Source organism: Bradyrhizobium sp. GW821-FHT13H05, from assembly GCF_058804065.1.
Window position 1 is genome coordinate 443,078 of record NZ_JBXAPO010000005.1, and the last position, 26,200, is coordinate 469,277.

The following is a 26,200-nucleotide window of genomic DNA, read 5'->3' on the forward strand; positions in this document are numbered from 1 at the left end:
TGTTCGTTCATTGAGAAGACTAGGCCTTCACAAGCCATCTGAAAAATATAATCTGTCGAAGATTACCTTCGCAGTTCTAGAACGCTGGACCAACATGGATTCGCGCCAGCTCCGCTATTTCATCGCCGTCTACGAGCAGCGGAACCTGTCGCGCGCGGCCGACCAGGTCAACGTCGCGCAATCCGCGCTCAGCCATCACATCTCGAACCTGGAGGCCGAGTTCGCAACGCCGCTGTTCGAACGCAAGTCGCGCGGCATGGAGCCGACCGCGGCCGGCGAGCGGCTCTATGAGCACGCCCGCATCATCCTGCGCGCGATGGCGGAGGCCGAGACCGAGGTGCGCGAGGGCGCCCGCGTCATCGCCGGCGAGATCTCGATCGGCATGGCAAACTCCGGCGTCAAGGCGATCGGCGTCGAGCTGATGCGCATCGTGCTGATCAAATATCCAAAACTCAAGCTGTCGCTGACCGAGAGCCTGTCCGGCGCGACGCTGATGCACCTGATGATCTCCAACGTCGACCTTGCGCTGGTCTACAATCCGCCGTCGGAGAAGGAGCTGATCACGGAAGCCGTGCTCGAAGAGGAGATGTTCCTGGTCGGCATTCCAAAGCTGGTCGGCAAGGGCAAGGCCCCGATCCGGTTCGAGGAGCTGAACCGGCTGCCGCTGATCCTGCTGCGTTACGGCCTCGGCCTGTCCTCGCGCGCGCTGCTGGACGATCCGGTCCTGCTCAAGCGGCTGGAAGGCGGCGCCATCCTGCACGCCAACTCGATCACCGGCATGACCGGCGCGCTGGTGGAGGGGCTCGGCTGCACCATCGCGACAAAGCTGTTCGCGCGGGAGGAGCTCGCGGCGGGCCGCCTGGTTGCACGCAAGGTGATCGAGCCGAAGCTGACCCGCACACTCTATCTCTGCCGCCTGCGCAACCGCCCGATGACCTATGCGATGGAGGAGATGCGACGGTTGATGCTGGCGCTGATTGCAGAGCAGGTGCGGGGTGGTGGCTGGCAAGCGGAGTTGGTGGGGTGATGCGGTGCTGCTGTTCCCCTCTCCCCGTTCTTACGGGGAGAGGGTTAGGGTGAGGGGCTGCTTCCGCAACAAGGCTGACAGTTGGACTCGCGGAGACTCCCCCTCACCCGGAATTTGCTGACGCAAATCCCGGCCTCTCCCCGCACGCGGGGAGAGGCGAAGAAACCCCGAGTTCGAAAATCTCGAACGCTTCCATCGATATGTTCTTCTGGATTTCCGCCCTCGACCGGCCAACATGAGACGGTCCGGCAGAGTTCACGACACACCACAGAGATGAGCCGCCGGGAACAGCGCAATCCGCGCGCCACGGGGAGGACATCATGAGCGTTGTCGGTATCGACACAGGCTTTGAGCTCGGCGCTGCGCCGTCCGTGCCCGACGAGATCTCGCGGCGGCTCGAGGCGATGCCGGGGACGGCTTATGTCTGGCGCCTCGTCATCCTGCTCTCGCTCGGCGGCTGCTTCGAGATCTACGATCTGTTCCTCACCGGCTATATCGCGCCGGGCCTGAGCCGCAGCGGGCTCCTGAGCACCACGACGACGGCGTTTTTCGGCTTCTCCGGCATCGGCGCCTTCGTTGCCGCGACCTTTGCCGGCCTGTTCGTCGGCACCTTCTTTCTCGGCTTCCTTGCCGACCGTTTCGGGCGGCGCGCGATCTTCACCACCGCGCTGCTCGGCTACACCGCGGCGTCCGTGATCATGGCCTGCCAGACCTCTCCGGAAGGCCTGCTGTTCTGGCGCTTCCTCGCCGGCATCGGCATCGGCGTCGAGGTCATCACCATCGACGCCTACATCACCGAGCTGGTGCCGAGCCGGATGCGCGGGCGCGCCTTCGCGGTGAACCAGTCGATCATGTTCATCGCCGTCCCCGTCGTCGCGGCGCTGGCCTGGTGGCTGGTGCCGCTGTCGCCTTACGGCGTCGAAGGCTGGCGCTGGGTGGTGCTGATCGGCGCCGCTGCCAGCATGATCATCTGGGTGCTCAGGCTGTTCCTGCCGGAGAGCCCACTGTGGCTGGCGCGCCACGGCCGCAACGAGGAGGCGCTTCGCATCCTCACCACGCTGGAGGCCGCCAGCGGCGGCACCGGCTCACGGCCTGTGATCCCGTCTGTACGGCAGATGGTGCGACCCGTGGCACGCATCAGCTTCGCCGACCTGTTCCGCCCACCCTATCTGTCGCTCGTCGTCCTCTTCATGGTGTTCAATCTGTGCCAGGCCTTCGGCTTCTACGGCTTTGCCAATTGGGTGCCGACGCTGCTGGTCGAGAAGGGCATCACCATCACCAAGAGCCTGCAATATTCCTTCATCGTCGCCTTCGCCTATCCGATCGCGCCGCTGCTTGCCGCGAGCTTTGCCGACAAATTCGAGCGACGCTGGATCATCGCCGGCGCCTGCGTCGCCATCATCGTCTGCGGCATGGCGTTCGCACAATTGACCGAGCCGGCGCTGCTGATCGTCTGCGGCGTGCTGCTGACGGCCTGCAACACCACAATGTCCTACGCCTATCACGCCTACCAGACCGAGGTGTTTCCGACCGAGATCCGGGCGCGAGCCTCCGGCCTCGTCTATTCGATGAGCCGGCTCTCCGCGACGTTCTCGGGCTTCATCGTCGCCTACATGCTGAAGGAGGCCGGCGTCACCGGCGTGTTCGGCCTGATCACCGCAGCGATGCTGATCGTGGTGATCGCGATGACGCTGTTCGGCCCGAACGTGCGCGGCAAGCCGCTGGATGTGGTGTAGCCTGCGTTTCTCCACGCGTCATTGCGAGCGGAGCGAAGCAATCCAGAACCCCACTGCGGGGACAGTCTGGATTGCCTCGTCGCAAGAGCTCCTCGCAATGACGGAGGAGAGAGCGTCTATCCGATCACGCCGCCAGCAGATTCTGCAGCGCCGCGCCGTTGGGGACACCGAGGCCGGTACAGGCGTCCCAGCCGGAGCCGGCCTTGTACATGCCGTGCAGATCGCCGGTGATGTCGTTGTTGCCCTGCGTGATGTCGCGGAACACGCCCTGCGCATGCGAGGCGTAGATCAGCGGGTTGATGAAGCCGACGGTCTTGCCGAACTTCTTCGTCGTGGCCTCGTTGATGCGGGCGATCAGTCCGGCCATCAGCGGCGCCACCGCGCTGGTGCCGCCGATCGTGGTGCCGACACCGTTGAGGAAGATCTGGTAGCCGGTTGCGGGATCGGCATCGCCGGCGACATCAGGAACGCCGCGCCCGACCGAATGCGCCGGTGATTTCGGCACGTGGGCATGGGCCTGGTAGGCCGGCCGCGGAAACACCACACTGACGCCGCCGCCGCCGGCGCCACCCTGCGTCCCGCCGTTCCAGACCACCTCCTGGATGTGGCCGTTCGGCGCCTTCAGATTGGTGCCGCCGCAAGCCAGTGCAAAGGGGCTGGAGGCCGGGAAGTCGGCATGCGGCTTGCCGTCCCAATCCTGGCCCATGTCGGCCGAACCATTATCGCCGGAGGCGACGCAGACGGTGACGCCCATCGCGGCGGCGTCACGGATCGCCTCGTTCAGGCCGTCGACGAATTGCTGCGAGCCGTCCTCGTCTTCCGGTCCACCCCAGCTGATCGAGATCACCGAGGGATTTCGCGCGGTGTCATGGACCGCGGCCTTCACCGCGTCGATGAAGCCGTTGGTGGTGTTGGGCGCGAAATAGACCACGATCCTGGCACCCGGCGCGATCGCACCGGCGACCTCGATGTCGAGCACGACCTCGCCGTCGGCCTCGGAATGGCCAGGCTTGTTGGCCCCGCCGTCGACGCTGGCGGGCGCGATCTGCGGCATCGGGATGCCCGCCTTCTTGAAGAAGGTCTTCAGGTCGGACGTCTTGTAGCCGGCGCCCGTGGCGTGGCCCTTCTGATCGATGTCATTGAGCTCGATGATGGCGATGCACTGGCCGGCACCGGTCTCGCCGCCCGGGAAGTTGTAGAGCTGGGCGATCTGTTCGACCGAGAAGCTGCCGCTCTGCGCGGCGCGCGCGGTGACGCCCTTCTTGGCCATCTTGCGCCGGAAATGCGGCTGCGCCACCGGACGGTTGTCGAGGCCATGCACGCCGACGACGATCCCTTCGAGCTCGGCCGGAATCTGCACGCTGCCCTTGCGCATGCGATAGGTCGCGCCCTCGTGCCGGACCTTGTTGAGCCTGACGCCGAAGGCCGCACTCATCGCCTTCACCGTGCCGGTCAGCTTCACGGTGCGGGACGCCAGATGCACGCTCTTGACGTTGAGATCGTGGTGATGGGCGAAGTCATCGATCTTGGCGACGTCGGCGGTGTCTGAGCCCATCTCTGCGCCGAATTCGGCACGGGAGAGATATTGCCGCTCGCGCGGCGGTTGTGCGCCGAGCGCCATCATCTGCTCGTCTTCAGCAGGCTGCGTACGCTTGGCACGCAGCCGAACGCTGATCTCGATTTCCTGCTTGGGATCGGCCGCACCGACGAGCTTGGCCCCTTTCGGCAATTTGCGGGCACTGTTCACCAACGCGACACGCTTGATCGAGCTTGCCATGACTTCCTCCGTTTGTGATTGGAAGGCAGATTGTCGCACCTCAACTATAGGTGTAATCTGGAGCGCCAATTGGTTCAGATACTGCGTAAGATTTTTTCAGAAATACCGCTGCCGAGCAGGAAAAATTATCAGCGACCCGACCGGCACAGGATCGGTCAATAGCCCCGACCCATTCGATGCCAACAAATTCGATCTAAGATTGTAACCGTCGGCTCGCTTGGCCGACCAATGGAAGATGCTTGTCACAATCAGACCTTTGTCAAAATCAAACTGGCGGAGACGATGCGATGTTGGCTGACCGTAAATGGGTTGAGAGAAATCTTGGTTTCGATCCGATCACGACACCGCCGCCGCCCGAGACCTTCGTGGTGAAGCGCGTGAAGGATGCCGCGGTGAAGAAGACCGCAAAAGTCACGTCGGAAGACTTTCGGCGCGAGATCATCGATTTCGATTCCGAATCGGCCGAGGGCCGCGCGTTCATGGCCTTCTCGACCTCGACCGGCCTGTCGCGCTTCACCGACATTCCCTGGCCGAAGGGGCTCGCGCCGCAGACCGGGCCGAAGCCGAAGGGCAATGGCAAGGGCCCGCTGCCGCGCGCCGACGTGCTGGTCGTGACCTGGACCGTCGACGAAGGTCACGCGCTCAGCCGGGTGCTGACGCCGGGCAAGGATTCGCGCAACGACTACGTCCCGTACACGCACAACTACGCAACGATCTCCAAGAAGATGCGCAATGGCTGCCCGGCCAAGGAGCTGAAGCGGCTCGGCACCTACTGGACCACGACGATCGGGAAGAAGAAATGCGTGATCTTCAAATCCGACTCGCACATGTCGCAAGACGGTCCGCAATTGCCGAACATCGACGTCTGGCGCCAGATCATCACCGAGGTGCAGCCGACGCTGGTGATCACCACGGGTACCGCCGGCGGCATTGGCAAAGTATTCGAGGTCGGTGACGTCGTCGTCAGCCCGATCGTTCGCTTCGACTGCCTGTCGAAGTTCAAGAAGGAGCCCTTTGCGCAGGAGCACTTCTCCAGCAGGCCGGCCGTGTCGAAGAAATTCGCGCAGGCCAAGACGCTGTTCAAGGCCAATGCCGGGCAATTGCCGAAGGACAACACCAGGGGGCCAAAGATCTTCGTGGTGAAGCCGAGCGGGCTGTCCTCCTCCGTCGTCACCACCGATTTCTTCGGCTTCGACACCTCGGACAATCATTTCCACCTCCAGGGGCTCGGCGACGTCTCCGAGATGGGTGACGCCGTCCTTGGCCTCGTGGCGCAGGAGATGGGCGACAAGGCGCCGCGCTGGCTTGCGATCCGCAACGTCTCCGACCCCCAGATCAAGGCCGAGGGCACGTTGAAGCAGCAGGAGCAGGTCGCCGCCCAGATCTACAAGGGGTTCGGCCGCTGGAGCACGGTCTGCAGCGCCATCACCTGCTGGGCCAGCATCGTGGCGGAGGCTTAGGTCGCAGCGGCAGGCGGGCCAGCGTCCCTTGCCGAAGCGGCCCGGGGTGTCTACCTCTCGCGGGTGGTTTTCGTGAGAGGAACTCCGATGCTGGATGCCGCCGTGAAGGCGCTGTCGCAAATGATTTCGCCGCCGATGCGCTCGATCCTGTGGCGATCGATCGGGCTTGCGCTGGTGCTGATCACCGTGCTGGCGATCGGCCTGCAGCGGCTGCTCAGCTGGTTTGCGACCTATGGCGAGGTCTGGCTGGAAGGCCTGCTCGGGCCGGGCTGGCATTCCTCGCTCGAGGTCCTGTCCTGGATCGTCTCGATCGCAGCCGGCCTCGGCGTCGTGTTCGGCGGCGTCTTCCTGATGCCGGCGATCACCTCGCTGGTGGCCAGCCTGTTCGTCGACGACGTCGCCGATATCGTCGAGCGCGAGCATTATCCCGCCGAGCGGCCCGGCGTCGCGCTGCCGATCGGCCAGGCGATCTTCGAAGGCGTCAAGACCGCGCTGCTGACGATTCTGGTTTATCTCGCCGCACTGCCGCTGGTGCTTTTCGCCGGCGCCGGCTTCCTGATCTTCTTCCTCGCCACCGCCTGGCTGCTCGGCCGGGAATATTTCGAGCTCGCGGCGATGCGCTTCCGCTCCCCGGAGGAAGCCAAGGCGATGCGGCGCGACAATGCCGCCACGATCTTCACCGCCGGCCTCTTCATCGCGGCCTTCGTCTCGATCCCGATCCTGAATCTGGCGACGCCGATCTTCGCCATGGCCTTCATGGTCCACATGCACAAGCGGCTATCGGGCCCGCGACCCGAACTGATCGAGCCGGCGCGCCAGATGCGGTGACGGTCTCCACCTCTCCCGCTTGCGGGAGAGGGTCGGGGAGAGGGTGTCTCCGGAATGGGACAATCCCCAAGCGGAGAGAACCCTCACCCGGCACTTCGTGCCGACCTCTCCCGCAAGCGGGAGAGGTGACCGGGCGCTACGCGACCCTTACTCCGCACTTGCGCAGCAGCATCTTGGCGAAGCCGAACGGCGCCGGCGTGAACGGGCCCGGCGGCGCGCGGGTGATCAGCGCGATGCAGCCGAGCGCGGCCATCGCCAGCCAGAAGCACAGCCAGAAGCCGTCGATATAGGCGAGCACATTGGCCTCACGCTGGACAAAGCCCGCGAGCGTGCCGACCGCGCGCGCCTGAGCCAGACCGGCGTCATGGGCGGCAAAATGGTCGGCGAGCTGCTTGAGCGCGCGCACCACGTTGACATCGCCGACCTCGAGGTTCTGGCCGATATAGAAGGAATGGACCTGTTCGCGGACGCGCAGCCACGTCCCCATCAGCGCCACGCCGATCTCGGCGCCGCCGAGCCGCATGATCTGGATATAGGCGGCGAACGACGTGGCACGGCTCGGATCGGAGTTCGACAGCGCCAGGATGATGATCGGCAGCAGCGTCAGCGACTGACCCACCGATTGCAGCAGCACGATGCCGACAAAATCCTCGCGCGCCCAGTCATGGGTGAGCTGGGTGCCCCAGAGGTTGGCGGCGGCAAAGCAGGCAAAGCCCAGCACCGTCACCACGCGCGCGTCGAAATGCCGGAGCAGCCAGATCGAGATCGGCACCAGCACGAACATCGGCAGCGCGCCGTAAGTCAGCAGCAACAGGCCGCTCTGCTCCGGCCTGAGCAGGCCGATATTGCCGAGGAAGTTCGGCACCAGCGACGAGTTGGAGAGACTGCTCAGCGTGTAGAGCAGGATCACGACCAGCGACAACCCGATATTGCGCGAGAACAGCACGTTCACATGCGCCCAGGGCTGGCGCACCAGCGACTCGTTGACGAGGAAAGCCATGAACAGCGCCCCACCACCGACGAGCAGCGCCATCACCGTGCCGGAGCCGAGCCAGTCCAGCCGGTTGCCCTGGTCGAGGCCGGCATAGATCATCGCGACCCCCGCACCGAGCAGCAGCATGCCGCCCCAATCGGCCCCGCGCAGCAGCCCGCGGTTCACCGGCTCGCTCGGTGTGCCCAGGTAAACCATCAAGCCCATCAGCGGCGCGATCACGACGCCCTGCCAGTACAGCCATTGCCAGCCGAGATGGTCGACATAGAACCCGACCAGGGAGGTCGAGGTGTCCAATGCAAAGCCGACGCGGATCGAATAGATCGAGATCGCCGGCAGCCACCAGCGGATCGGCAGATTGCGGAACACGATCATCAGGGTCGCCGGCACGAAGGTGCCGAGCAGAAGCCCGTGCACGACGCTGAGCGCGAGCAGTGTCGGATAGTCGCGCACGAAAGGGATGGTCAGCGACACCGCGGCATAGACCAGGCTGGGGATCCCGAGCACGCGGCGCAGGCCGAACACGGTGGCGAGCCAGGCCACCGCGGGTGCGATGAAGATCTGCGAGCCGATACCGGCGGTGGAGAGCCAGGCGCCCTCGTCGAAGGTAAGCTCAAACGCACCGCGCAGATCGGGCAGGCCGACCGTGGTCAGCCGGCTGTCGAAATTGGCGAGGAAGGAGCCGAGCAGCACCGCCGCCACGGCAAACAAGGGTTGTGGCGCGATGCCGCCGCGCGAGAGAGGTCCGCGGCCGGAATCGTCATTTCCCGCCATTCGCGGCCTTCGTATCGATGTTGGTGACGACCGACATGCCGGGCACGAGCCGCGTCAGGAGCGGCTGGTTGTCGTCGAGCTGGATGCGCACCGGAATGCGCTGCACCACTTTTGTGAAATTGCCGGTGGCGTTGTCGGGCGGCAGCAGCGCCACCTGCGCGCCGGTCGCGGGTGCGATGCGCTCGACCTTGCCGCGCAGCTTCTCCCGCGGAAAGCTGTCGACGGTGATCTCGACCGGCTGGCCCGGCGCCACATGCGTGAGCTGGGTCTCCTTGTAGTTCGCGATCACATAGACTTTCGGCAGCGGCACCACGTTGATCAGATTGGTGCCGATATTGACGTAGTCGCCGGGTTGCACCTGGCGCTCGCCGACGACACCGTCGAACGGCGCCGTGATCTTGGTGTAGCCAAGCTTGAGCTTCACGCTCGCCAGCGTCGCCTTGGTCGCGTCGAGATCGGCGGCGCGCTGCTTCCTGGTGCCTTGCAGGACCTCGAGCTGATGCTGCTGGGCCGCGATCACGGCGCGGCTGGCGCGCACGTCAGCCTGCGCCTTGGCGTAGCCTGCGACTGCCTGCTCGAAACGCTGCCGCGTGCCGGACTCCGTCTGGGACAGCGATTGCTGACGCTCCTGCTCCTGCTTGGCCTCGACCTCCAGCGCTTCCGCCGACAGCCGCGCCGCCTCGGCCTGCGCGATCGTCGCATATTGCAACTCGATCTGGTTGCCGAGATTGTCGAGCACGGCCTGCGCGGCGGCAACAGCAGCCTCGGATTGCGCAACCTGGGCCTGATAGTCGGCAGGATCGATCTGGATCAGGAGATCGCCGGCCTTGACGCGCTGGAAGTCGGTCACCCCTACAGTCAGCACCTCGCCTGAAACACGGCTCGCCAGCCGCGTCAGCTCGGAGCGCACATAGGCGTCATTGGTGGTCTGGACCGCGGCGTTGCCGACCCATTCGTCGAAACGCAACGTCGCCAGCGCGACGAAGGCAAGCGCGACAATGACGGCGAACAGCGGGATCGCGAGCCGGCTCCACAGCGAGCTGGCCGGCGGCTGCGTTGGCTTCGGCGGCGGCGCCGGTGTGGCAGCAGGTGGCGACGACGAGATTTGTTCCTGCTGACTCACGATAGGCTCCCAAAACCGACTTGCTTCACATCGTTCCGGAACGACGGCGAATATTGCCTCACACCGTCTTCTCCGGCCACCGGCAAAGATCGTTGATCAGGCATACCTCGCAGCGCGGCTTGCGCGCGAGGCAGGTGTAACGGCCATGCAGGATCAGCCAGTGATGTGCGTGCAGCATGTATTCGGACGGAATTATTTTTTCCAGCCCAAGTTCGACTTCGAGCGGCGTCTTGCCGGGCGCAAGCCCGGTGCGGTTGCCGACACGGAAGACATGCGTGTCGACCGCCATGGTGTGCTCGCCAAAGGCCATGTTGAGCACGACATTGGCGGTCTTGCGCCCGGCACCCGGCAATGACTCGATCTCGGCGCGGGTGCGCGGCACCTCGCCGCCGAAATCTCTGAGCACCTTCGCTGATAGCGCGATCACGTTCTTCGCCTTGGTGCGATAGAGGCCGATGGTCTTGATGTAGTCGCGAAGGCGCTCCTCGCCGAGATCGAGCATCTTCTGCGGGGTGTCGGCGACCTCGAACAAGGCGCGCGTCGCCTTGTTGACGCCGGCGTCGGTGGCCTGCGCCGACAGCACCACGGCGACCAGCAGCGTGAACGGATTGACGTGCTCGAGCTCACCCTTCGGCTCCGGATTGGCCTTGCGGAAACGGCTGAAGACCTCGCGAACCTCAGCCGGCGTCCAAGGTTTGGCAGGCTTGGGTTTGGTCGCCTTGAGGGATTTCTTCGCCAGTACCTTCGGCGTCGCGACGGCCGTCTTTGCCTTTTTCTTCGGCACGGGGGCTTTGCGCGGGACCGGCTTGCGGGTGATTTTCGCCATGATCGGGATATACTGAGGGACGATGAGCACAGGCAACGAAATTGAGCGCAAAGACTTTGAAGATCAGCGCGAGCTGCAAATCTTCTCGGCGCTGCTGACGCCGCACCGCTCGCTGAACCGCACCGGCTTTCTTGCCGTGATGCTGTTCCTGAGCGTCGTCAGCTTCGTCACCGGCCTCGTCTTCCTGATGATGGGGGCGTGGCCGGTGTTCGGCTTCTTCGGCCTCGACGTGCTGGTGATCTGGTGGGCCTTCAAGGTCAATTTCCGCAGCGCCCGGGCGAGCGAGGAGATCGTGGTGACGCCCACGCAGTTGCGGGTGCGGCGCGTCAGCCATCGCGGCGAGGTCGTCGAATGGACCTTCAACCCGCTCTGGGTCCGGCTCGACACCGAAATCGACGAGGACTTCGGCATCGAGCATCTCTATTTGATCTCGCGCGGTCACCAGATCCAGATCGCCCGCTTCCTGGGACCGGACGAAAAAGCAAGTTTCTACAAAGGCTTGGTTGAAGCCCTGAACGCCGCCAGGCGCGGCCCGACCTACAATCCGGTGACCTGATCGCCGGGTCGGAAATCGGGTGGTTTCGAGTTGGTGCCGCGCCTACATTTCCGCTCATGATGACACTCGCCATACATGACCAGCGCCTGGCCAGGCCGGGCTCACAGAACGCCGCGCTGCGCGACTATGATTCGGTGCGCCGGGCGATCGCTTTCATCTCGGAGAACTGGCGCACGCAGCCGACCATCGAGGCGATGGCGGATGCGGCCGGCGTCACCCCGGATGAGCTGCACCACCTGTTCCGCCGCTGGGCCTCGATCACACCGAAGGCTTTTATGCAGGCGCTCACCCTCGACCACGCCAAGGGTCTCTTGCGGGATTCGGCGAGCATCCTCGATGCCGCGCTCGACTCAGGACTCTCGGGTCCGGGCCGCTTGCACGATCTCTTCGTCACCCACGAAGCGATGTCGCCGGGCGAATGGAAGAACGGCGGCGCCGGCCTGACACTGCGCTACGGCTTCCATCCCTCGCCATTCGGCACGGCGATCGTGATCGCGACCGATCGCGGCCTGTCGGGGCTCGCCTTCGCCGACCCTGGCGAGGAGCAGGTCGCGCTCGCCGACATGACGCGGCGCTGGCGGAACGCAACTTACGTCGAGGACCACGAAGGCACCGCACCGCTGGCGCAGCGCATCTTCGACACAAAACTGTGGCGGCCCGACCAGCCGCTGCGCGTGGTGATGATCGGCACCGATTTCGAGGTGCGGGTGTGGGAGACGCTGCTGAAGATCCCGATGGGCCGCGCGGTGTCCTATTCCGACATCGCCTGCAACATCGACAGCCCGAAAGCCTCGCGCGCCGTCGGCGCCGCGGTCGGCAAGAACCCGGTCTCGTTCGTCGTGCCCTGCCACCGCGCCCTCGGCAAGAGCGGCACGCTCACCGGCTATCACTGGGGCATCACCCGCAAGCAGGCGATGCTGGGTTGGGAAGCCGGGCAGCTGGGGATGCAGTAGGCAGGTCTACTCCCTCTCCCCGCAAGCGGGGAGAGGCGAAGAAAGTCAACTCGCCAGATCCAGCTTCGAGGCCACCGTCGAATCCGCATTGAGCCGGTAGATGATCGGCACGCCGGTCGCGAGCTCACGCTTCAAGATGCCTTCGGGCGACAGCTTTTCCAGCACCATGATCAGCGCGCGCAGCGAGTTGCCGTGGGCGGCGACCAGCGTGCGCTTGCCGTTGAGCACGCCGGGCAAAATCTCCTGCACGTAATAGGGCAGCGCACGCGCCAGCGTGTCCTTCAGGCTTTCGCCGCCGGGCGGCGGCACGTCGTAGGAGCGGCGCCAGATCAGCACCTGGTCCTCGCCCCATTTCTTGCGAGCGTCGTCCTTGTTGAGGCCGGAGAGATCGCCATAGTCGCGCTCGTTCAGCGCGAGGTTCTTTGAGGTCGGCAGGCCCTTCTGGCCGAGCTCTCCGAGGATGAGGTCGAGCGTGTGCTGGGCGCGCGTCAAGACCGAGGTGTAGGCGACGTCGAACACGAGGCCCTGCGCCTTCAGCTTGCGGCCCGCCTCTGTGGCTTCCTTCACGCCAAGCTCGGTGAGATCAGGATCCTTCCACCCCGTGAAAAGGTTCTTCAGGTTCCATTCGCTCTGGCCGTGGCGCACGAGCACGAGAAGACGTTCACTCATTGACTGCTTTCCGTTGCTTTCATTTGTTCAGAGATCAGCGAGGCCGAGCACGTCGGCCATGGAGTAGTGCCCCGGCTTCTTGCCATGCGCCCACAGCGCCGCCTTCAGCGCACCGTGCGCGAACAGCATGCGGTCTTCGGCCAGATGCGACAGCGTCAGGCGTTCGAACGGACCGAGGAAGCTCACGCTGTGCTCGCCGGCGACGGTACCGCCGCGCAACGAGGCAAAACCGATATTGCCCGGCCGGCGCGCGCCGGTGATGCCGTCACGGCCACGCTCGGAATGTTCATCGAGGGTGACGCCGCGGCCGGCGGCTGCGGCCTGTCCCAGCATCAGAGCCGTCCCGGACGGCGCATCGATCTTCATGCGATGATGGGTTTCGACGATCTCGATATCGAAGCTCTCGTCGAGCGCCTTGGCGACTCGCTTGACCACGGCGGCGAGCAGATTGACGCCCAGGCTCATATTGCCTGACTGCACCACCACCGCGCGGTTGGTGACGCTCTTGATCACGGCGTTGTCGGAGCCCGACAACCCGGTCGTGCCGATGACATGGACGATGCCGCGCTCGGCAGCGATCGCGACATTGGCGATGGTCGCGGCCGGCACGGTGAAATCGAGGATACCGTCAGCCTCCTTCGACATCGCCCAGAGATCGGCCGAGAGCTTGATGCCGTTGGCCGGCAGGCCTGCGAGCACGCCGGCATCCTTGCCGAGCAGCTCGGAACCCGGTGCCTCCAGCGCGCCCGCCAGGACCGCGCCTTTGCTCTCGGAAATCGCCCGCGTCAGCGCACGGCCCATCCGGCCACCGGCTCCAGCAACAATCAGGCGCATGTCGGACATGGTGTAATCCTCTCACCGCCGTTTGTAGCGGGGGGAGGCAGTTCCGGCAACCGAGGGGCAAACTCCACCGTCATGCCCGGGCGTGTCCCGGGCATCCACGAAGGGCCACACAGATGGGGCAAAGACGTGGATGGCCGGGTCAAGCCCGGCCATGACGAAGCTGATCTGGCCTCAGCCGTCCGACGGCTGCGGGCCGTCATAGCCCTCGATGATGATGAGGTCGGCGATCGAGTGCGGCTGCCGCACCTTGATGTTGGCCTGGTATTCCGGCGAGTTGTAGCAGGCGATCGCGGTCTCGTAGTCGGGGAATTCGATCACGACGTTGCGGGTGCGGCTGGCACCTTCGACGGTGGTGAACTTGCCGGCGCGGACGACGAAGCGGGCGCCCCATTTCTTGAAGATCGGACCGTTGGCAACGGCATAGGGCTTGTAGCCCTCGTCATTGTTCACGTCGACGCGTCCGATCCAGTAGGCTTTTGCCATTGTTCTTCTCCCTTGTTGTTGGTGGTTAGCCGAGCGCCTGCGCGATCTCGGCGTGGATGGCGTCTGCGACAGCCCTCGGGTCGGCGGCTTCCACCACCGGCCGCCCGACCACGAGATAATCGGCACCCGCGGTGATTGCGCGGCCCGGCGTCATGATGCGTTTCTGGTCGCCACTGGCCGAACCCGCCGGCCGGATGCCGGGCGTGACGAGGCTCATCTGGTGGCCGACAATCTTGCGCAAGGCTCCGACCTCCTCGGGCGAGGACACGAGGCCGTCGACGCCGAGCACCTGCGCCTGCTGCGCGCGTGCCTCGACCAGCTCGGAGACGTTGAGCCGGTAGCCGGCCGCATGCAGATCATCGTCATTGTAGGAGGTCAGCACCGTGACCGCGAGAATCTTCAGTCTGGCACTGCCACGACCTTCGACCGCGCCCTTCATGGTCTGCGGATAGGCATGCACGGTGACGAAGGTCGCGCCGAGCTTCGCCACGCTCTCCACGCCGCGCGTCACCGTGTTGCCGATGTCGTGCATCTTGAGATCGGCGAACACCTTCTTGCCCTTGTCGGCGAGCTTGCCGATCAGCGGCAGGCCGCCGGCATAAGCGAGCTGATAGCCGATCTTGTAGAACGTGACGCTGTCGCCGAGCTTCGCGATCATCGCCTCCGCGGCATCAACGCTGGGCAGATCGAGCGCGACGATCAGGCGGTCTTTCGGGGCGATTTCGGCTGGCGTCATGTCACCTCACATCATGCGTTGGGAAATGTCGATCAACTGCCGCACCAACTCCTTCAACGCGGCGATATCACCCTCGTTCTTCAGCCTGTCCATATCGTCATAGGCCTGATCGGCAAAGGCGAGCGTGAGCTGGCTGGCAATCACATTGGCGTGGCAGGACGTCAGGATCAGCCTGAGCGCCTGGAGCGCACGGGCGGCGCCGAGCCGGCTCTGCGAGGCGCCGGCAAGCGCGAAGGTGCGGTTGCGGAACACCTCGCCGCGCGCCTCGTGCAGCTCATGCACGCGGCTGACCCAATCGATCACGTTCTTCAGCAGCGGCGGCACCGAGGCGTTGTATTCGGGCGAGACGATCAACACGCCATGATGCGCGCCGATCATGCGCTTGAGGTTGATCGCGTGCTTGGGCACGCCCGATTTGGCCTGGAGATCGCCGTCGTAGATCGGCAGCGGAAAATCGGCGAGCGAGATGCGGGTGACGTCAACACCGGCCTGGGCGAATTCATGGGTGGCCACCGTCGCCAGCTTCGCATTGTGCGAGCCGGTGCGGAGCGAGCCGGGAATAACCAGGATCTTGGGTGCGGACATCCGCTTCCATGCGTTCGGCGAAACCAGCCCGCCGCGCAAAGAAAGATGCCGGCGGAATTAGTCCTTGCGATACACCCAGACGCGGGCCGGCGGAAGGTTCATCCAGATCCGTTCCGAGGCCTCTGTGGACACGCCGGGCAGCGATTTCGGGATCGGCGGCACCACCGCATAGGTGAACTGGACGAAGGGCGCGCCGGGCGCGAGCGCCGTGAAGGCGTCACGAATGAGCCGCAGCCGCGTCAGCATCGGTTTTGTGACGAGCGGCAGGCCGGAGACCACCGCGGAAGCCGGCGCGCTCAGTACGTTCCAGAGCGTGTCGCGCAGCCGATAGGCATCGCCCTGCACCACCTTGGCCTGCGGATAGCGGTCGCGCAGCAGCGCGCAGAAGCCGGGATTGTATTCGACGAGGACGAGACGCTTCTGATCGACGCCGCGCTCGACCAAAGCCGAGGTGATGGCGCCGGTGCCGGGCCCGAGCTCGACCACAGGTGCGTCCGAATTGATGTCGACGTAATGCGCCATGGTCCGGGCCAGCAGCTTGCCCGACGGCATCACTGCGCCCATGTGGAGGGGCTTTTCGATCCACGATCTGAGAAAGCGCACCTCATCATCGAGACGAGGCTTCTTCAACGCACGCGCGGACGATGGCAATGGCATGTCTGGACCGGACGGGACCGCAGGACCGCGGCGTGTCAGAAAATGGTCATAAAGACGTATAGGCCGAAACCGATGCGGTCAAGACGGGTCAATTCGCCCGATTACCGAAGAAATCCTTGACCTTGGCGAAGAATCCCTCGGATTCCGGCTGGGTATTGCCGGAGGAGAGCTTTTCGAACTCGGCCAACAATTCCTGCTGTTTTTTGGTGAGGTTCTGCGGGGTCTCGACCACGACCTGAACGTACATGTCGCCCGTCTGGCGCGAGCGCAGCACCGGCATGCCTTTTGATGCAATGCGGAATCGACGGTTGGACTGGGTCCCGGCAGGTACCTTCACCTTGGCCTTGCCCTTTTCGATGGTCGGCACCTCGAATTCGCCGCCAAGGGCGGCCGTCACCATCGAGATCGGCACCCGGCAATGCAGGTCGGCGCCGTCGCGCTGGAAGAACTGGTGCTGGGCCAGCGACAGAAAGATGTAGAGGTCGCCGGGCGGACCGCCGCGGACGCCGGCCTCGCCTTCGCCGGCGAGCCTGATCCGCGTGCCGTCCTCGACACCCGGGGGAATGTTGACCGACAGATTCCGCTCGCGCGTGACCCGGCCCTGGCCCGAGCAGGACGGGCAGGCGTCCTCGATCATCTGGCCGCGGCCCTGGCAGCCCGGGCAGGTCCGCTCGAGCGTGAAGAAGCCCTGCGACTGCCGCACGCGGCCGGCGCCGCCGCAGGTCGAGCAGGTCTTCGGCTTGGTGCCGGCCTTGGCACCGATGCCCGAGCAGGCCTCGCAGGTGACCGAGACCGGGATCTCGATCTGCGCGGTCTTGCCGCCAAAGGCTTCCTCGAGCGTGATTTCCATGTTGTAGCGCAGGTCGGCGCCGCGCTCGCGGCCGCCGCGGCCACGCTGTCCGGCCATGCCGAACAGGTCTTCGAAAATGTCGGAGAAGGAGGAGGCGAAGCCTGCGCCGAAACCGGCGCCGCCGCCAGGGCCGCCCTGCTCGAAGGCCGCATGGCCGAAGCGGTCATAAGCGGCGCGCTTGTCCTTGTCCTTGAGGACCTCGTAGGCCTCGTTGATTTCCTTGAACTTGACCTCGCTGGTGTCGTCCCCGGGATTGCGGTCCGGGTGGAACTTCATCGCCAGCTTGCGGAAGGACGATTTCAATACGGAATCGTCAGCGGTGCGTTCGACTTCGAGGGTTTCGTAATAGCAGCGCTTGGTGGACGTGGACATGTTCAACTCGGTCTATCCAATCGCGATTCAAGTCGGAGCGAAACAACGCCGCCATGCGACGATATAGGCGTCCCTCCGCCCTGCGGCAGAGGGCAGCACGGCGGGATTCAGGATAACGGCTGGAAATTGATCGATCGTAACGGGAGCGTGGCCCGTTCGGCCCGGCACGAAGGCCTCCCCCTCGATGGGGGAGGCCGGTAGCGCGTGTGGGGTCCAAGCCGTCCGCATCATGACCCTCTTGGGATCAGGCGGACTTCTTGTTGTTCTTGTCGTCGTCGACTTCGGTGAACTCCGCGTCGACGACATCGTCCTTGGCCGCATCCCTCTTGGCATCGGCCTCGGCCTGCTGCGTGTACATGGCCTCACCGAGCTTCATCGAAGCCTGCGCGAGCGTCTGGGTCTTGGCCTTGATCGCCTCGGCGTCATCACCCTTCAGCGCTTCCTTGAGGTCGCCGACGGCATCCTCGATGGCACGGCGCTCGGTCTCGCCGACCTTCGAACCGTGCTCGGCAAGCGCCTTCTCGGTCGAATGCACCAGACCATCCGCCTCGTTCTTGGCCATGACAGCCTCGCGGCGCTTCTTGTCCGCCTCGGCATTGGCCTCGGCGTCCTTGACCATCTTCTCGATGTCGGCTTCCGACAGGCCGCCGGAGGCCTGGATGCGGATCTGCTGCTCCTTGCCGGTGGCCTTGTCCTTGGCCGAGACGTTGACGATGCCGTTGGCGTCGATGTCGAACGTCACCTCGATCTGCGGCATGCCGCGCGGAGCCGGCGGAATGCCCATCAGGTCGAACTGGCCGAGCATCTTGTTGTCGGCCGCCATTTCACGCTCGCCCTGGAAGACGCGGATGGTGACCGCGTTCTGGCTGTCCTCAGCGGTCGAGAACACCTGGCTCTTCTTGGTCGGGATCGTGGTGTTGCGGTCGATGATGCGGGTGAACACGCCGCCCAGCGTCTCGATGCCCAGCGACAGCGGGGTCACGTCGAGCAGCAGCACGTCCTTGACGTCGCCCTGGAGCACGCCGGCCTGGATCGCGGCACCGATCGCCACGACTTCGTCCGGGTTGACGCCCTTGTGCGGCTCCTTGCCGAACAGCTGCTTCACGACTTCCTGGACCTTCGGCATGCGCGACATGCCGCCGACCAGAACCACTTCGCCGATCTCACCGGCGGTGAGGCCGGCGTCCTTGATCGCCTTGCGGCAGGGCTCGACCGTCTTCTGCACGAGATCGTCGACCAGCGCTTCGAACTTGGCGCGGGTGAGCTTCATCGTCAGATGCTTCGGGCCGGTCTGGTCCGCGGTGATGAAGGGCAGGTTGATCTCGGTCTGCGTCGTCGACGACAGCTCGATCTTGGCCTTTTCAGCGGCTTCCTTCAGGCGCTGCAACGCGAGCTTGTCGTTGCGCAGGTTGATGCCCTGCTCCTTCTGGAATTCGTCGGCGAGGTAGCCGACCAGGCGCATGTCGAAATCTTCGCCGCCGAGGAAGGTGTCGCCGTTGGTCGACTTCACCTCGAACACGCCGTCGCCGATTTCGAGAATGGAGATATCGAACGTGCCGCCGCCGAGGTCGTACACGGCGATCGTGCCGGCCTTGGTCTTGTCCAGACCATAGGCGAGCGCGGCCGCGGTCGGCTCGTTGATGATGCGGAGCACTTCAAGGCCCGCGATCTTGCCGGCGTCCTTGGTCGCCTGGCGCTGGGCGTCGTTGAAGTAGGCGGGAACGGTGATGACGGCCTGATCGACCTTCTGGCCGAGATGGGCTTCCGCGGTTTCCTTCATCTTCTGCAGGATGAAAGCAGAGACCTGCGAGGGCGAGTAGGTCTGGCCGTCGGCCTCGACCCAGGCGTCGCCGTTGGAAGCCTTCACGATCTTGTACGGAACGAGCTTCTTGTCCTTCTCGACCATCGGGTCGTCGTAGCGGCGGCCGATGAGGCGCTTCACTGCGAAGAACGTACGCTCCGGATTGGTAACGGCCTGGCGCTTGGCAGGCTGGCCGACGAGGCGCTCACCGTCGTCCGTCACGGCGACGATCGAAGGCGTCGTGCGCATGCCTTCGGAATTCTCGATGACTTTGGCGTTTTTGCCATCCATTACGGCGACGCACGAATTCGTGGTGCCGAGGTCGATCCCAATGACCTTTCCCATGGTCCTGATATCCTTGTTTTTGCGGCAGGTTGGCTGGGCCCAGAAGGCACCCGAACCGAAACCCCCTAAGATCAAACATTCGCGATATTGCGATGGTTGACGCTCATATAGGAGGGGGGGAGGGGGCCGCAAGGACCGAAGCTACGTTTCGGCCGTGAAAACATTGGGTTTTGGACGATCATATCCGGGCTCGACCGCCCTTGCGGGTGAGGAAATATTAACAGGTCCGGGAATTCGCGGACCCCGCCACCGCCATCTGCCCCACCCTGTTACGGCAAGGCCAAACCCGCTAAAAGGCGACCGGCCGACAGCCGCGCTGAGGCCGCTTCGCGCGACAAAGCGGCCCGGTGGCCGACCATCGAACGGCCTCAATGTGAACCAATCAGAGTGCCCATGAAGCTGATCCGCCCCCTCGCCGCGCTCGCCCTCCTCATTGCCACCGCGCTTCCGGCCATGGCCGCCGACGCCGTCTACCCGCCCGGACTTCGTCTCGGCATGGTGCCGCTGGTCGGCCTGAGCACGGCAAAAACCTTTCCGGGCTTCGAGAGCGAGGACGGCGGCGTCAAGGTGCTGATCACCGAGCTGCCGCCGGCCGCCTATGGCGAGGTCGTGAGCGCCTTCAACGCCAATCCGGCGGGCACCAATGGCGTCAAGCAGGACAAGATCGAGACGCCGGCTGGCCTTGCCTATTTCACCACCGAGAGCGGCAAGGCCGGCGAGACGGCAGTGAAGCGCTATTCGATGATCGTGCCGGGCGCCGGCTTCTCCGGCTATGTCGCGGTGCAGATCCCCGAGAATGCGACCAAGATCTACACCGACGAGGCGGTGCGGCAGATGTTTGCGAGCACCGTCACCCGCAAGCAGGTCTCGGCCGACGAGCAGATCGCTCTGATGCCGTTCAAGATCACCGATCTTGCCGAGTTCAAGGACATCCGCACGCTGGCGCCGGGCTCCAGCATCATCCTGGCCGACGGCGACGAGAGCACGGGTTACGAGTCGAAGCCGTTCATGATCCTCGGCCTGATCGGCGCCACCCCGCAAGCCGCCGACGACCGCGCCCGCTTCGCCCAGGAGGCGGCGCTGCAGATTCCCGGCGTGCGCGAATCGCGCGTCACCATGTCGGAGCCGATCCGCATCAACGGCCAGCAGGGCTTTGAGACAAGGATCGACGGCGTCAGCGGCAAGGACAAGACCCCGGTCACCGTGGTGCAGTGGATTCGCTTCAGCAACGGCGGCGCCTCGCTGCGTATCGTCGCCAGCGCCCCGCGCGAGCAGTGGCCCACCGCCTTCACCCGCTTCCGCGCCGTGCGCGACGGGATTCAGCCGAAGGGCTAGCTGCATCTCCGAACGAGATGCACTCCCTCCCCCGCCTGCGGGGGAGGGCGGCGGAGAGGGTGTTTCCGCAACGGGACAATCCCCCAGAGGACAGAACCCTCACCCGCCGCGCTTCGCGCGCCGACCTCTCCCGCAAGCGGGCGAGGTGCACCGAGTGTGCGGCTCACGCTCGATTACTCACCAGAACCGGCTGCATTTTCGGGCTTCTGTTCGTATACGAACGGAACTAGGCTTGCCTCCCGTTGGATCATCCCAAGGGGAGGCGAACGATGCTCGATCGACGACAAATCCTGGCAGCGCTTGGGACCACGGCGCTTTCGACCCTCATGCCAACCGCGCTGTTTGCGGCCGCATCGATCAAGCCCGATGATGCATCCGCGCTGCTCGTGATCGACGTGCAGAACTGCTTCCTGCCCGGCGGCAGCCTCGCGGTGAAGGAAGGCGAGCAGGTGGTGCCCGTCATCAACAAGATGGCGAAGGCGTTTTCGAACGTGGTGATGACGCAGGACTGGCACACGCCCGGCCACATTTCGTTTGCGTCGGTTCACTCCGGCAAGAAGCCGTTCGAGACCGTCGACCTTCCCTACGGCAAGCAGGTGCTGTGGCCCGACCATTGCGTGCAGGGCACCGACGGCGCGGCGCTGTCGAAGGATCTCGCGATCCCGCACGCCGAGCTCATCATCCGCAAGGGTTTTCACAAGGACGTCGACAGCTACTCGGCCTTCCTCGAGGCCGACGGCAAGACCTCGACCGGCCTTGCCGGCTATCTGAAAGGCCGCAAGATCAAGCGTGTCTTCGTCGCAGGCCTCGCGACAGACTTCTGCGTCGCCTGGACCGCGCTCGACGCGCGCAAGGCGGGTTTTGAGGTCTACGTCGTGGAAGACGCCTGCCGCGGCATCGACACGCAGGGCTCGCTCGCAAAGGCCTGGGCCGATATGGCCAAGGCCGGCGTGAAGCGGATTCAGTCCGCGGATATCGCGGCGAGCGCGTAAGCGACGCTTACGCCGCTCAGTTAGCTTCGTTGCTGTTCGCCGCGGGCGCGGCCTTCGCACCGCCCTTGGCGACACCGACCAAGGCGGGACGCAGCACGCGCTCGCCGATGGTGTAGCCGGCCTGCATGACCTGCACGACGGTGCCGGCGGGCACTGACGGATCAGGCACCTCGAACATCGCCTGCTGGAAGTTCGGATCGAACTTCTGGCCTGACGGATCGAATTTCTTCACGCCGTGCTTTTCCAGCGCGTTGAGCAGCGAGCGCTCGGTAAGCTCGACGCCCTCGATCAGCCCCTTCAGGCCGGCATCGGCATTGGCCCGCGCTTCCGCCGGAACGGCATCGAGCGCGCGCTGGAGATTGTCGGCGATGTCGAGCACGTCACGGGCAAAGCCGGTGACGCCGTAGAGCTTGGAGTCAGCGACCTCCTTGGCGGTGCGCTTGCGCAGGTTCTCCATCTCGGCCAGCGTCCGCAGCATGCGATCGCGCGCCTCGGCGGCCTCCTTCTGCAACAGCTCGACCGAGCCGGGCTCGGGATCGTCGGGCATGATGTAGGGCTTCGACGCCACGGGCTCGCCTGTCGGCGCGGTCGTGTCTTCGGGTTGCCGGTCTCGATCGGTCATCGGCTCTCTTTTCGAACTCGTCTTACGGGATTTTGCTGGCCCGGATATCGTGCTTCGGGCGCCGAAAATCAAGCGCCCGTGATCGAAGGAGCCGCCGGTCAGCCCCCCAGAAGCCGGCTGACGATGCGGGCGGCGTAATCCACGGTCGGGATCACACGGGCATAATTCAGCCGCGTCGGCCCGATCACGCCCAAAACACCGACGATATGGCCGGCGGCATCCCGATAGGGCGAGATGATCGTGGAGGACCCCGACAGCGAGAACAGCTTGTTCTCGGAGCCGATGAAGATGCGTACACCCTCAGCCGTCTCGGCCCGGCCGAGCAGATCGATCACGCCGCGCTTGGTCTCGAGATCGTCGAACAGCAGCCGAACGCGTTCCAGATCCTCCAGCGCGTGCAGATCTTCCAGCAAATTGGCGTGGCCGCGGACGATGAGCTGGCGATCCTCATTCTCGCCGCCGGACCAGCTGGCGATGCCGGCCGAAATCACCTTCTGGGTCAGCTGATCGAGCTCGGCGCGGGCTTCCCCGAGCGCGGTTTCGAGTTCGAGCCGTGCCTCGGCCAGCGTGCGGCCGCGGATGCGCGCATTGAGGAAATTGCCGGCCTCTGTCAGCGCCGAGGAGGGAACTCCGGGCGGCAGCGTCAGCACGCGGTTTTCAACCTGGCCGTCCTCGCCGACCAGGATCACCAGTGCCTTCTCCGGTTCCAGCCGGACGAATTCGAGATGTTTCAGCCGCGAATTGGATTTTGGCGTCAGCACCACGGCGGCGGCGCGGGTGAGCCCGGATAGCCGCGTCAGCGCTTCCGACAGCGCGGCCTCGACCGATTGGGCGTGGCCCACCGACGTCAACTGGCTCTGGATCGACTGCCGCTCGGCGTCATTGAGGTCGCCGACCTGCATCAAGGCGTCGACGAAGAAGCGCAGGCCGAGTTCCGTCGGCAGACGACCGGCCGAGGTGTGCGGCGCATAGATCAGGCCGAGCTGTTCCAGATCGGCCATGACATTGCGGACCGAGGCCGGCGACAGCGGCATCGCGATCAGCCGGGAGATATTGCGCGAGCCGACCGGCTCGCCGGTCGCCAGATAGCTTTCGACAATTTGACGAAAGATGTCGCGGGAACGCTCGTTGAGCTGGGCGAGGCCTGCGCGCGGCGCGATCAGATGGATCGGATCGTGATGGGCCACAGACGGCAACTCCTCTCAGGTGCTTACAATTTGGCCATCGGAACGGCCCCTGACAAGCGTGGTTTTGCACTTGGCTGGGGACCGAAAAGGCCTTGCCGCCCACCCTCACCCCACCTACAAGCACCGCGAATAGGCTTTTCCCGAGAGTTTTGGAGGATTTCCCATGCGGCCAAGCCGCCGTGCGCCCGACGAATTGCGCCCCGTGACGCTGGAGCGTGGCGTGGTCAAATATGCGGAAGGCTCGTGCCTGGTGAAATTCGGCGACACCCATGTGCTGGTTACCGCCACGCTGGAAGACCGCCTGCCGCCGTGGCTGAAGGGCCAGGGCCGCGGCTGGGTCACCGCCGAATACGGCATGCTGCCGCGCGCGACCTCGGAACGCACCCGCCGTGAAGCCTCCGCCGGCAAGCAGAGCGGCCGCACCGTCGAGATCCAGCGCCTGATCGGCCGCGCGCTTCGCACCATCGTCGATCTCGAAGCGCTCGGCGAGCGCCAGATCACGGTCGATTGCGACGTGCTGCAGGCCGACGGCGGCACGCGCACGGCCTCCATCACCGGCGCCTGGGTCGCGCTCGCCGATTGCATCAGCTGGATGAAGGCGCGCAACATGATCAAGGCCAAGGTGCTGCGCGACAACGTCGCCGCGATCTCCTGCGGCATCTACAACGGCACGCCCGTGCTCGACCTCGACTATGCCGAGGATTCGGAAGCGCAGACCGACGCCAATTTCGTCATGACCGGCGACGGCCGCATCATCGAGGTGCAGGGAACCGCGGAACGCGAGCCGTTCACGCAGGACGAGCTCCTGGCGCTGATGGCGCTGGCCCAGAAGGGCATCGCGCGCCTCGTGGACTTGCAGAAACTGGCCGTCGCGTAGTCAATAGGCCCATGCACCGCCGAATCACCGGAAAGCTGATCATCGCCACCCACAATCCCGGCAAGCTCGCCGAGATGAAGGAGCTTTTGGCACCTTACGGCATCGAGGCGGTGTCGGCGGGTGAGCTCGGCCTGCCCGAGCCTGACGAGACCGGCAACGACTTCCGCAGCAATGCCGCGATCAAGGCGATCGCGGCGGCGCAGGCGACCAAGCTGCCGGCCTTCGCCGATGATTCCGGCATCGTGGTCGATGCGCTCGACGGCGCTCCCGGCATCTACAGCGCACGCTGGGCCGGCCCCTCCAAAGACTTCACCGCGGCAATGACGCGGATCGAACGGCTGTTGCAGGAACGCGGCGCGACCACGCCCGACAAGCGCAAGGCTCACTTCGTCTCCGCGCTCTGCGTCGCATGGCCCGACGATCACCTCGAAGAGGTCGAGGCGCGCGTCGATGGCACGCTGGTCTGGCCGCCGCGTGGCACCGCCGGCTTCGGCTACGATCCGATGTTTTTGCCCAATGGTCATGACCGCACCTTCGGCGAGATGACCAGCATCGAGAAGCACGGCCTGCCGCCGCTCGGCCTTGCCCTATCGCACCGCGCCCGCGCCTTCGTGAAACTGGCGGAGATCTGCCTTGAGCCGCGCTAACAAAGCTTTCGGCGTCTATGTGCACTGGCCGTTCTGCCTGTCGAAGTGCCCCTATTGCGACTTCAACAGTCACGTCCGCCACGCCGCGATCGACGAGACGCGCTTCGCTTCAGCTTTCGCGCGTGAGATCGAAACCACCGCGCAGCGCGCGCCCGGCCGCGAGGTGACCTCGATTTTCCTCGGCGGCGGCACGCCGTCGCTGATGCAGCCGGCGACCGTCGGCGCGGTGCTCGATGCCATCGGCAAGCACTGGAAAGTCGCTGGCGACGTCGAGGTCACGCTGGAAGCAAACCCCACCAGCGTCGAAGCCACGCGCTTTGCCGGCTATCGCTCAGCCGGCGTCAATCGTGTCTCGCTCGGCGTGCAGGCGCTCGACGATGTCTCGCTGAAGGCGCTCGGCCGCATGCACAGCGCGCGCGAGGCGCTCGATGCCGTCGCCATCGCGCGCCGCTCGTTCGAGCGTTATTCGTTCGATCTGATCTACGCCCGTCCCGACCAGACGCCGGCGATGTGGGCCGATGAACTCAAGCTCGCGATCAATGAGGCCGCCGAGCATCTGTCGCTCTATCAATTGACGATCGAGGAAGGCACGCCGTTCTTCGGCCTGCACCAGGCCGGCAAATTGAAGACGCCGGATGAGGCGGTCGCGCGCGCGCTCTACGATGTCACGCAGGAAACCTGCGACAAGCTCGGCCTGCCCGCCTACGAGATTTCAAACCACGCACGGCGCGGCGCTGAATGTCGTCATAATCTGGTCTACTGGCGCGGCGATGAATATGCCGGCATCGGCCCCGGCGCGCATGGAAGGCTCGATATCGACGGCGTGCGCCATGCCACCGCCACCGAGAAGCGCCCCGAAGCCTGGCTGATGCGGGTCGAGACCAACGGCCATGGCAACGTCACCGACGATCTCCTCAACAGCGAAGAGCGCGCCGACGAATTTTTGCTGATGGGATTGCGTTTGGCGGAGGGTATCGATCCCGAGCGCTACAAAGCGCTCTCCGGCCGCCCGCTCGATCCCAAGCGCATCGCGCTGCTGCGCGAAGAGGGTGCGATTACGGTCGATGCGACGGGACGGCTGCGCGTGACGAGCAGCGGATTCCCGGTGCTGGACGCGGTGGTCGCGGATTTGGCGGCTTAACAAGACG

General features: G+C 64.9%; 25 protein-coding genes. 11 read left to right on the top strand and 14 right to left on the bottom strand.

What is annotated here, in order from left to right:
* Positions 1-94 precede the first annotated feature (94 nt).
* Positions 95-1,027 carry a LysR family transcriptional regulator gene (locus AC1RR3_RS18780; protein ID WP_492824589.1) on the top strand — a complete coding sequence of 311 codons (933 nt, stop codon included), beginning with the start codon at positions 95-97 and terminating at the stop codon, positions 1,025-1,027.
* 320 nt (positions 1,028-1,347) lie between these two features.
* Positions 1,348-2,763 carry an MFS transporter gene (locus tag AC1RR3_RS18785; protein WP_492824590.1) on the top strand — a complete coding sequence of 472 codons (1,416 nt, stop codon included), beginning with the start codon at positions 1,348-1,350 and terminating at the stop codon, positions 2,761-2,763.
* A gap of 124 nt (positions 2,764-2,887) precedes the next feature.
* Here AC1RR3_RS18785 and AC1RR3_RS18790 read toward each other — a convergent pair whose 3' ends face one another.
* Positions 2,888-4,540 (bottom strand): S53 family peptidase, encoded by a 1,653-nt coding sequence (locus AC1RR3_RS18790; protein WP_492824591.1) that lies wholly within the window; start codon positions 4,538-4,540, stop codon positions 2,888-2,890.
* A gap of 287 nt (positions 4,541-4,827) precedes the next feature.
* On the opposite strand from AC1RR3_RS18790, the gene AC1RR3_RS18795 reads away from it, so the two are divergent.
* Both AC1RR3_RS18795 and AC1RR3_RS18800 read left to right on the top strand, forming a co-directional pair.
* Positions 4,828-6,000, top strand: coding sequence for a phosphorylase family protein (locus AC1RR3_RS18795; protein WP_492824592.1), 1,173 nt, complete (start codon positions 4,828-4,830; stop codon positions 5,998-6,000).
* 87 nt (positions 6,001-6,087) lie between these two features.
* Entirely contained in the window at positions 6,088-6,828 is a 741-nt protein-coding gene (locus AC1RR3_RS18800; protein WP_492824593.1) for a sulfate transporter family protein, read from the top strand.
* A gap of 136 nt (positions 6,829-6,964) precedes the next feature.
* Here the strand turns inward: AC1RR3_RS18800 and AC1RR3_RS18805 are convergent, their stop codons facing one another.
* Genes AC1RR3_RS18805 through nth form a run of 3 tightly spaced genes read right to left on the bottom strand, consistent with a single transcriptional unit; the run spans position 6,965 to position 10,542 of the window.
* Positions 6,965-8,593: an MFS transporter gene (locus tag AC1RR3_RS18805; RefSeq protein ID WP_492824594.1), complete on the bottom strand. Its 1,629-nt coding sequence runs from the start codon at positions 8,591-8,593 to the stop codon at positions 6,965-6,967.
* The gene (locus tag AC1RR3_RS18810; protein ID WP_492824595.1) at positions 8,580-9,716 is read right to left on the bottom strand and encodes an HlyD family secretion protein; all 1,137 of its coding nucleotides are present in this window, start codon (positions 9,714-9,716) and stop codon (positions 8,580-8,582) included. The genes AC1RR3_RS18805 and AC1RR3_RS18810 overlap by 14 nt, the downstream gene beginning before the upstream one ends.
* A 58-nt stretch (positions 9,717-9,774) precedes the next feature.
* On the bottom strand, positions 9,775-10,542 hold the full coding sequence (nth, locus tag AC1RR3_RS18815) for an endonuclease III (RefSeq protein WP_492824596.1): 768 nt from the start codon (positions 10,540-10,542) through the stop codon (positions 9,775-9,777).
* Positions 10,543-10,564: 22 nt separating this feature from the next.
* On the opposite strand from nth, the gene AC1RR3_RS18820 reads away from it, so the two are divergent.
* Together AC1RR3_RS18820 and AC1RR3_RS18825 are read left to right on the top strand one after the other, a co-directional pair.
* Positions 10,565-11,098, top strand: a complete 534-nt coding sequence (locus AC1RR3_RS18820) for a DUF2244 domain-containing protein (protein WP_492824597.1) — start codon at positions 10,565-10,567, stop codon at positions 11,096-11,098.
* 56 nt (positions 11,099-11,154) lie between these two features.
* Positions 11,155-12,051: a methylated-DNA--[protein]-cysteine S-methyltransferase gene (locus tag AC1RR3_RS18825; RefSeq protein ID WP_492824598.1), complete on the top strand. Its 897-nt coding sequence runs from the start codon at positions 11,155-11,157 to the stop codon at positions 12,049-12,051.
* 45 nt (positions 12,052-12,096) lie between these two features.
* Here AC1RR3_RS18825 and AC1RR3_RS18830 read toward each other — a convergent pair whose 3' ends face one another.
* From AC1RR3_RS18830 to dnaK, 8 genes are all read right to left on the bottom strand, one after another.
* Entirely contained in the window at positions 12,097-12,720 is a 624-nt protein-coding gene (locus AC1RR3_RS18830) for a 2,3-bisphosphoglycerate-dependent phosphoglycerate mutase (RefSeq protein ID WP_492824599.1), read from the bottom strand.
* A gap of 27 nt (positions 12,721-12,747) precedes the next feature.
* Entirely contained in the window at positions 12,748-13,563 is an 816-nt protein-coding gene (gene dapB, locus AC1RR3_RS18835; protein ID WP_492824600.1) for a 4-hydroxy-tetrahydrodipicolinate reductase, read from the bottom strand.
* A 171-nt stretch (positions 13,564-13,734) separates the two neighbouring features.
* Complete coding sequence (locus AC1RR3_RS18840) at positions 13,735-14,046, bottom strand: DUF1330 domain-containing protein (protein ID WP_492824601.1); 312 nt, start codon at positions 14,044-14,046, stop codon at positions 13,735-13,737.
* 25 nt (positions 14,047-14,071) lie between these two features.
* Positions 14,072-14,782, bottom strand: coding sequence for an orotidine-5'-phosphate decarboxylase (pyrF, locus tag AC1RR3_RS18845; RefSeq protein ID WP_492824602.1), 711 nt, complete (start codon positions 14,780-14,782; stop codon positions 14,072-14,074).
* A 6-nt stretch (positions 14,783-14,788) separates the two neighbouring features.
* Complete coding sequence (locus AC1RR3_RS18850) at positions 14,789-15,367, bottom strand: NADPH-dependent FMN reductase (RefSeq protein WP_492824603.1); 579 nt, start codon at positions 15,365-15,367, stop codon at positions 14,789-14,791.
* 57 nt (positions 15,368-15,424) lie between these two features.
* Entirely contained in the window at positions 15,425-16,024 is a 600-nt protein-coding gene (locus AC1RR3_RS18855) for a class I SAM-dependent methyltransferase (RefSeq protein WP_148743606.1), read from the bottom strand.
* 88 nt (positions 16,025-16,112) lie between these two features.
* On the bottom strand, positions 16,113-17,246 hold the full coding sequence (gene dnaJ, locus AC1RR3_RS18860; RefSeq protein WP_492824604.1) for a molecular chaperone DnaJ: 1,134 nt from the start codon (positions 17,244-17,246) through the stop codon (positions 16,113-16,115).
* A gap of 244 nt (positions 17,247-17,490) precedes the next feature.
* The gene (gene dnaK / locus AC1RR3_RS18865) at positions 17,491-19,392 is read right to left on the bottom strand and encodes a molecular chaperone DnaK (RefSeq protein WP_492824605.1); all 1,902 of its coding nucleotides are present in this window, start codon (positions 19,390-19,392) and stop codon (positions 17,491-17,493) included.
* A gap of 393 nt (positions 19,393-19,785) precedes the next feature.
* Between dnaK and AC1RR3_RS18870 the strand changes: the two genes are divergently transcribed.
* Positions 19,786-20,727 (top strand): hypothetical protein, encoded by a 942-nt coding sequence (locus AC1RR3_RS18870; RefSeq protein ID WP_492824606.1) that lies wholly within the window; start codon positions 19,786-19,788, stop codon positions 20,725-20,727.
* Positions 20,728-20,996: 269 nt separating this feature from the next.
* The gene (pncA, locus tag AC1RR3_RS18875) at positions 20,997-21,719 is read left to right on the top strand and encodes a bifunctional nicotinamidase/pyrazinamidase (RefSeq protein ID WP_492824607.1); all 723 of its coding nucleotides are present in this window, start codon (positions 20,997-20,999) and stop codon (positions 21,717-21,719) included.
* Positions 21,720-21,735: 16 nt separating this feature from the next.
* Here the strand turns inward: pncA and grpE are convergent, their stop codons facing one another.
* A complete protein-coding gene (grpE, locus tag AC1RR3_RS18880; protein ID WP_492824608.1) occupies positions 21,736-22,341 on the bottom strand; it encodes a nucleotide exchange factor GrpE in 606 nt (201 codons plus the stop codon).
* A 98-nt stretch (positions 22,342-22,439) separates the two neighbouring features.
* Positions 22,440-23,528, bottom strand: a complete 1,089-nt coding sequence (hrcA, locus tag AC1RR3_RS18885) for a heat-inducible transcriptional repressor HrcA (protein WP_492824609.1) — start codon at positions 23,526-23,528, stop codon at positions 22,440-22,442.
* A gap of 163 nt (positions 23,529-23,691) precedes the next feature.
* Here hrcA and rph point away from each other — a divergent pair, with 163 nt between their 5' ends.
* The 3 genes from rph to hemW are packed head-to-tail and all read left to right on the top strand — an operon-like array spanning position 23,692 to position 26,193.
* Entirely contained in the window at positions 23,692-24,405 is a 714-nt protein-coding gene (gene rph, locus AC1RR3_RS18890) for a ribonuclease PH (protein ID WP_492824610.1), read from the top strand.
* Positions 24,406-24,416: 11 nt separating this feature from the next.
* The gene (gene rdgB, locus AC1RR3_RS18895; RefSeq protein ID WP_492824611.1) at positions 24,417-25,052 is read left to right on the top strand and encodes an RdgB/HAM1 family non-canonical purine NTP pyrophosphatase; all 636 of its coding nucleotides are present in this window, start codon (positions 24,417-24,419) and stop codon (positions 25,050-25,052) included.
* On the top strand, positions 25,039-26,193 hold the full coding sequence (gene hemW, locus AC1RR3_RS18900; protein ID WP_492824612.1) for a radical SAM family heme chaperone HemW: 1,155 nt from the start codon (positions 25,039-25,041) through the stop codon (positions 26,191-26,193). Before rdgB ends, hemW begins: the two co-directional genes overlap by 14 nt.
* Positions 26,194-26,200: the final 7 nt, after the last annotated feature.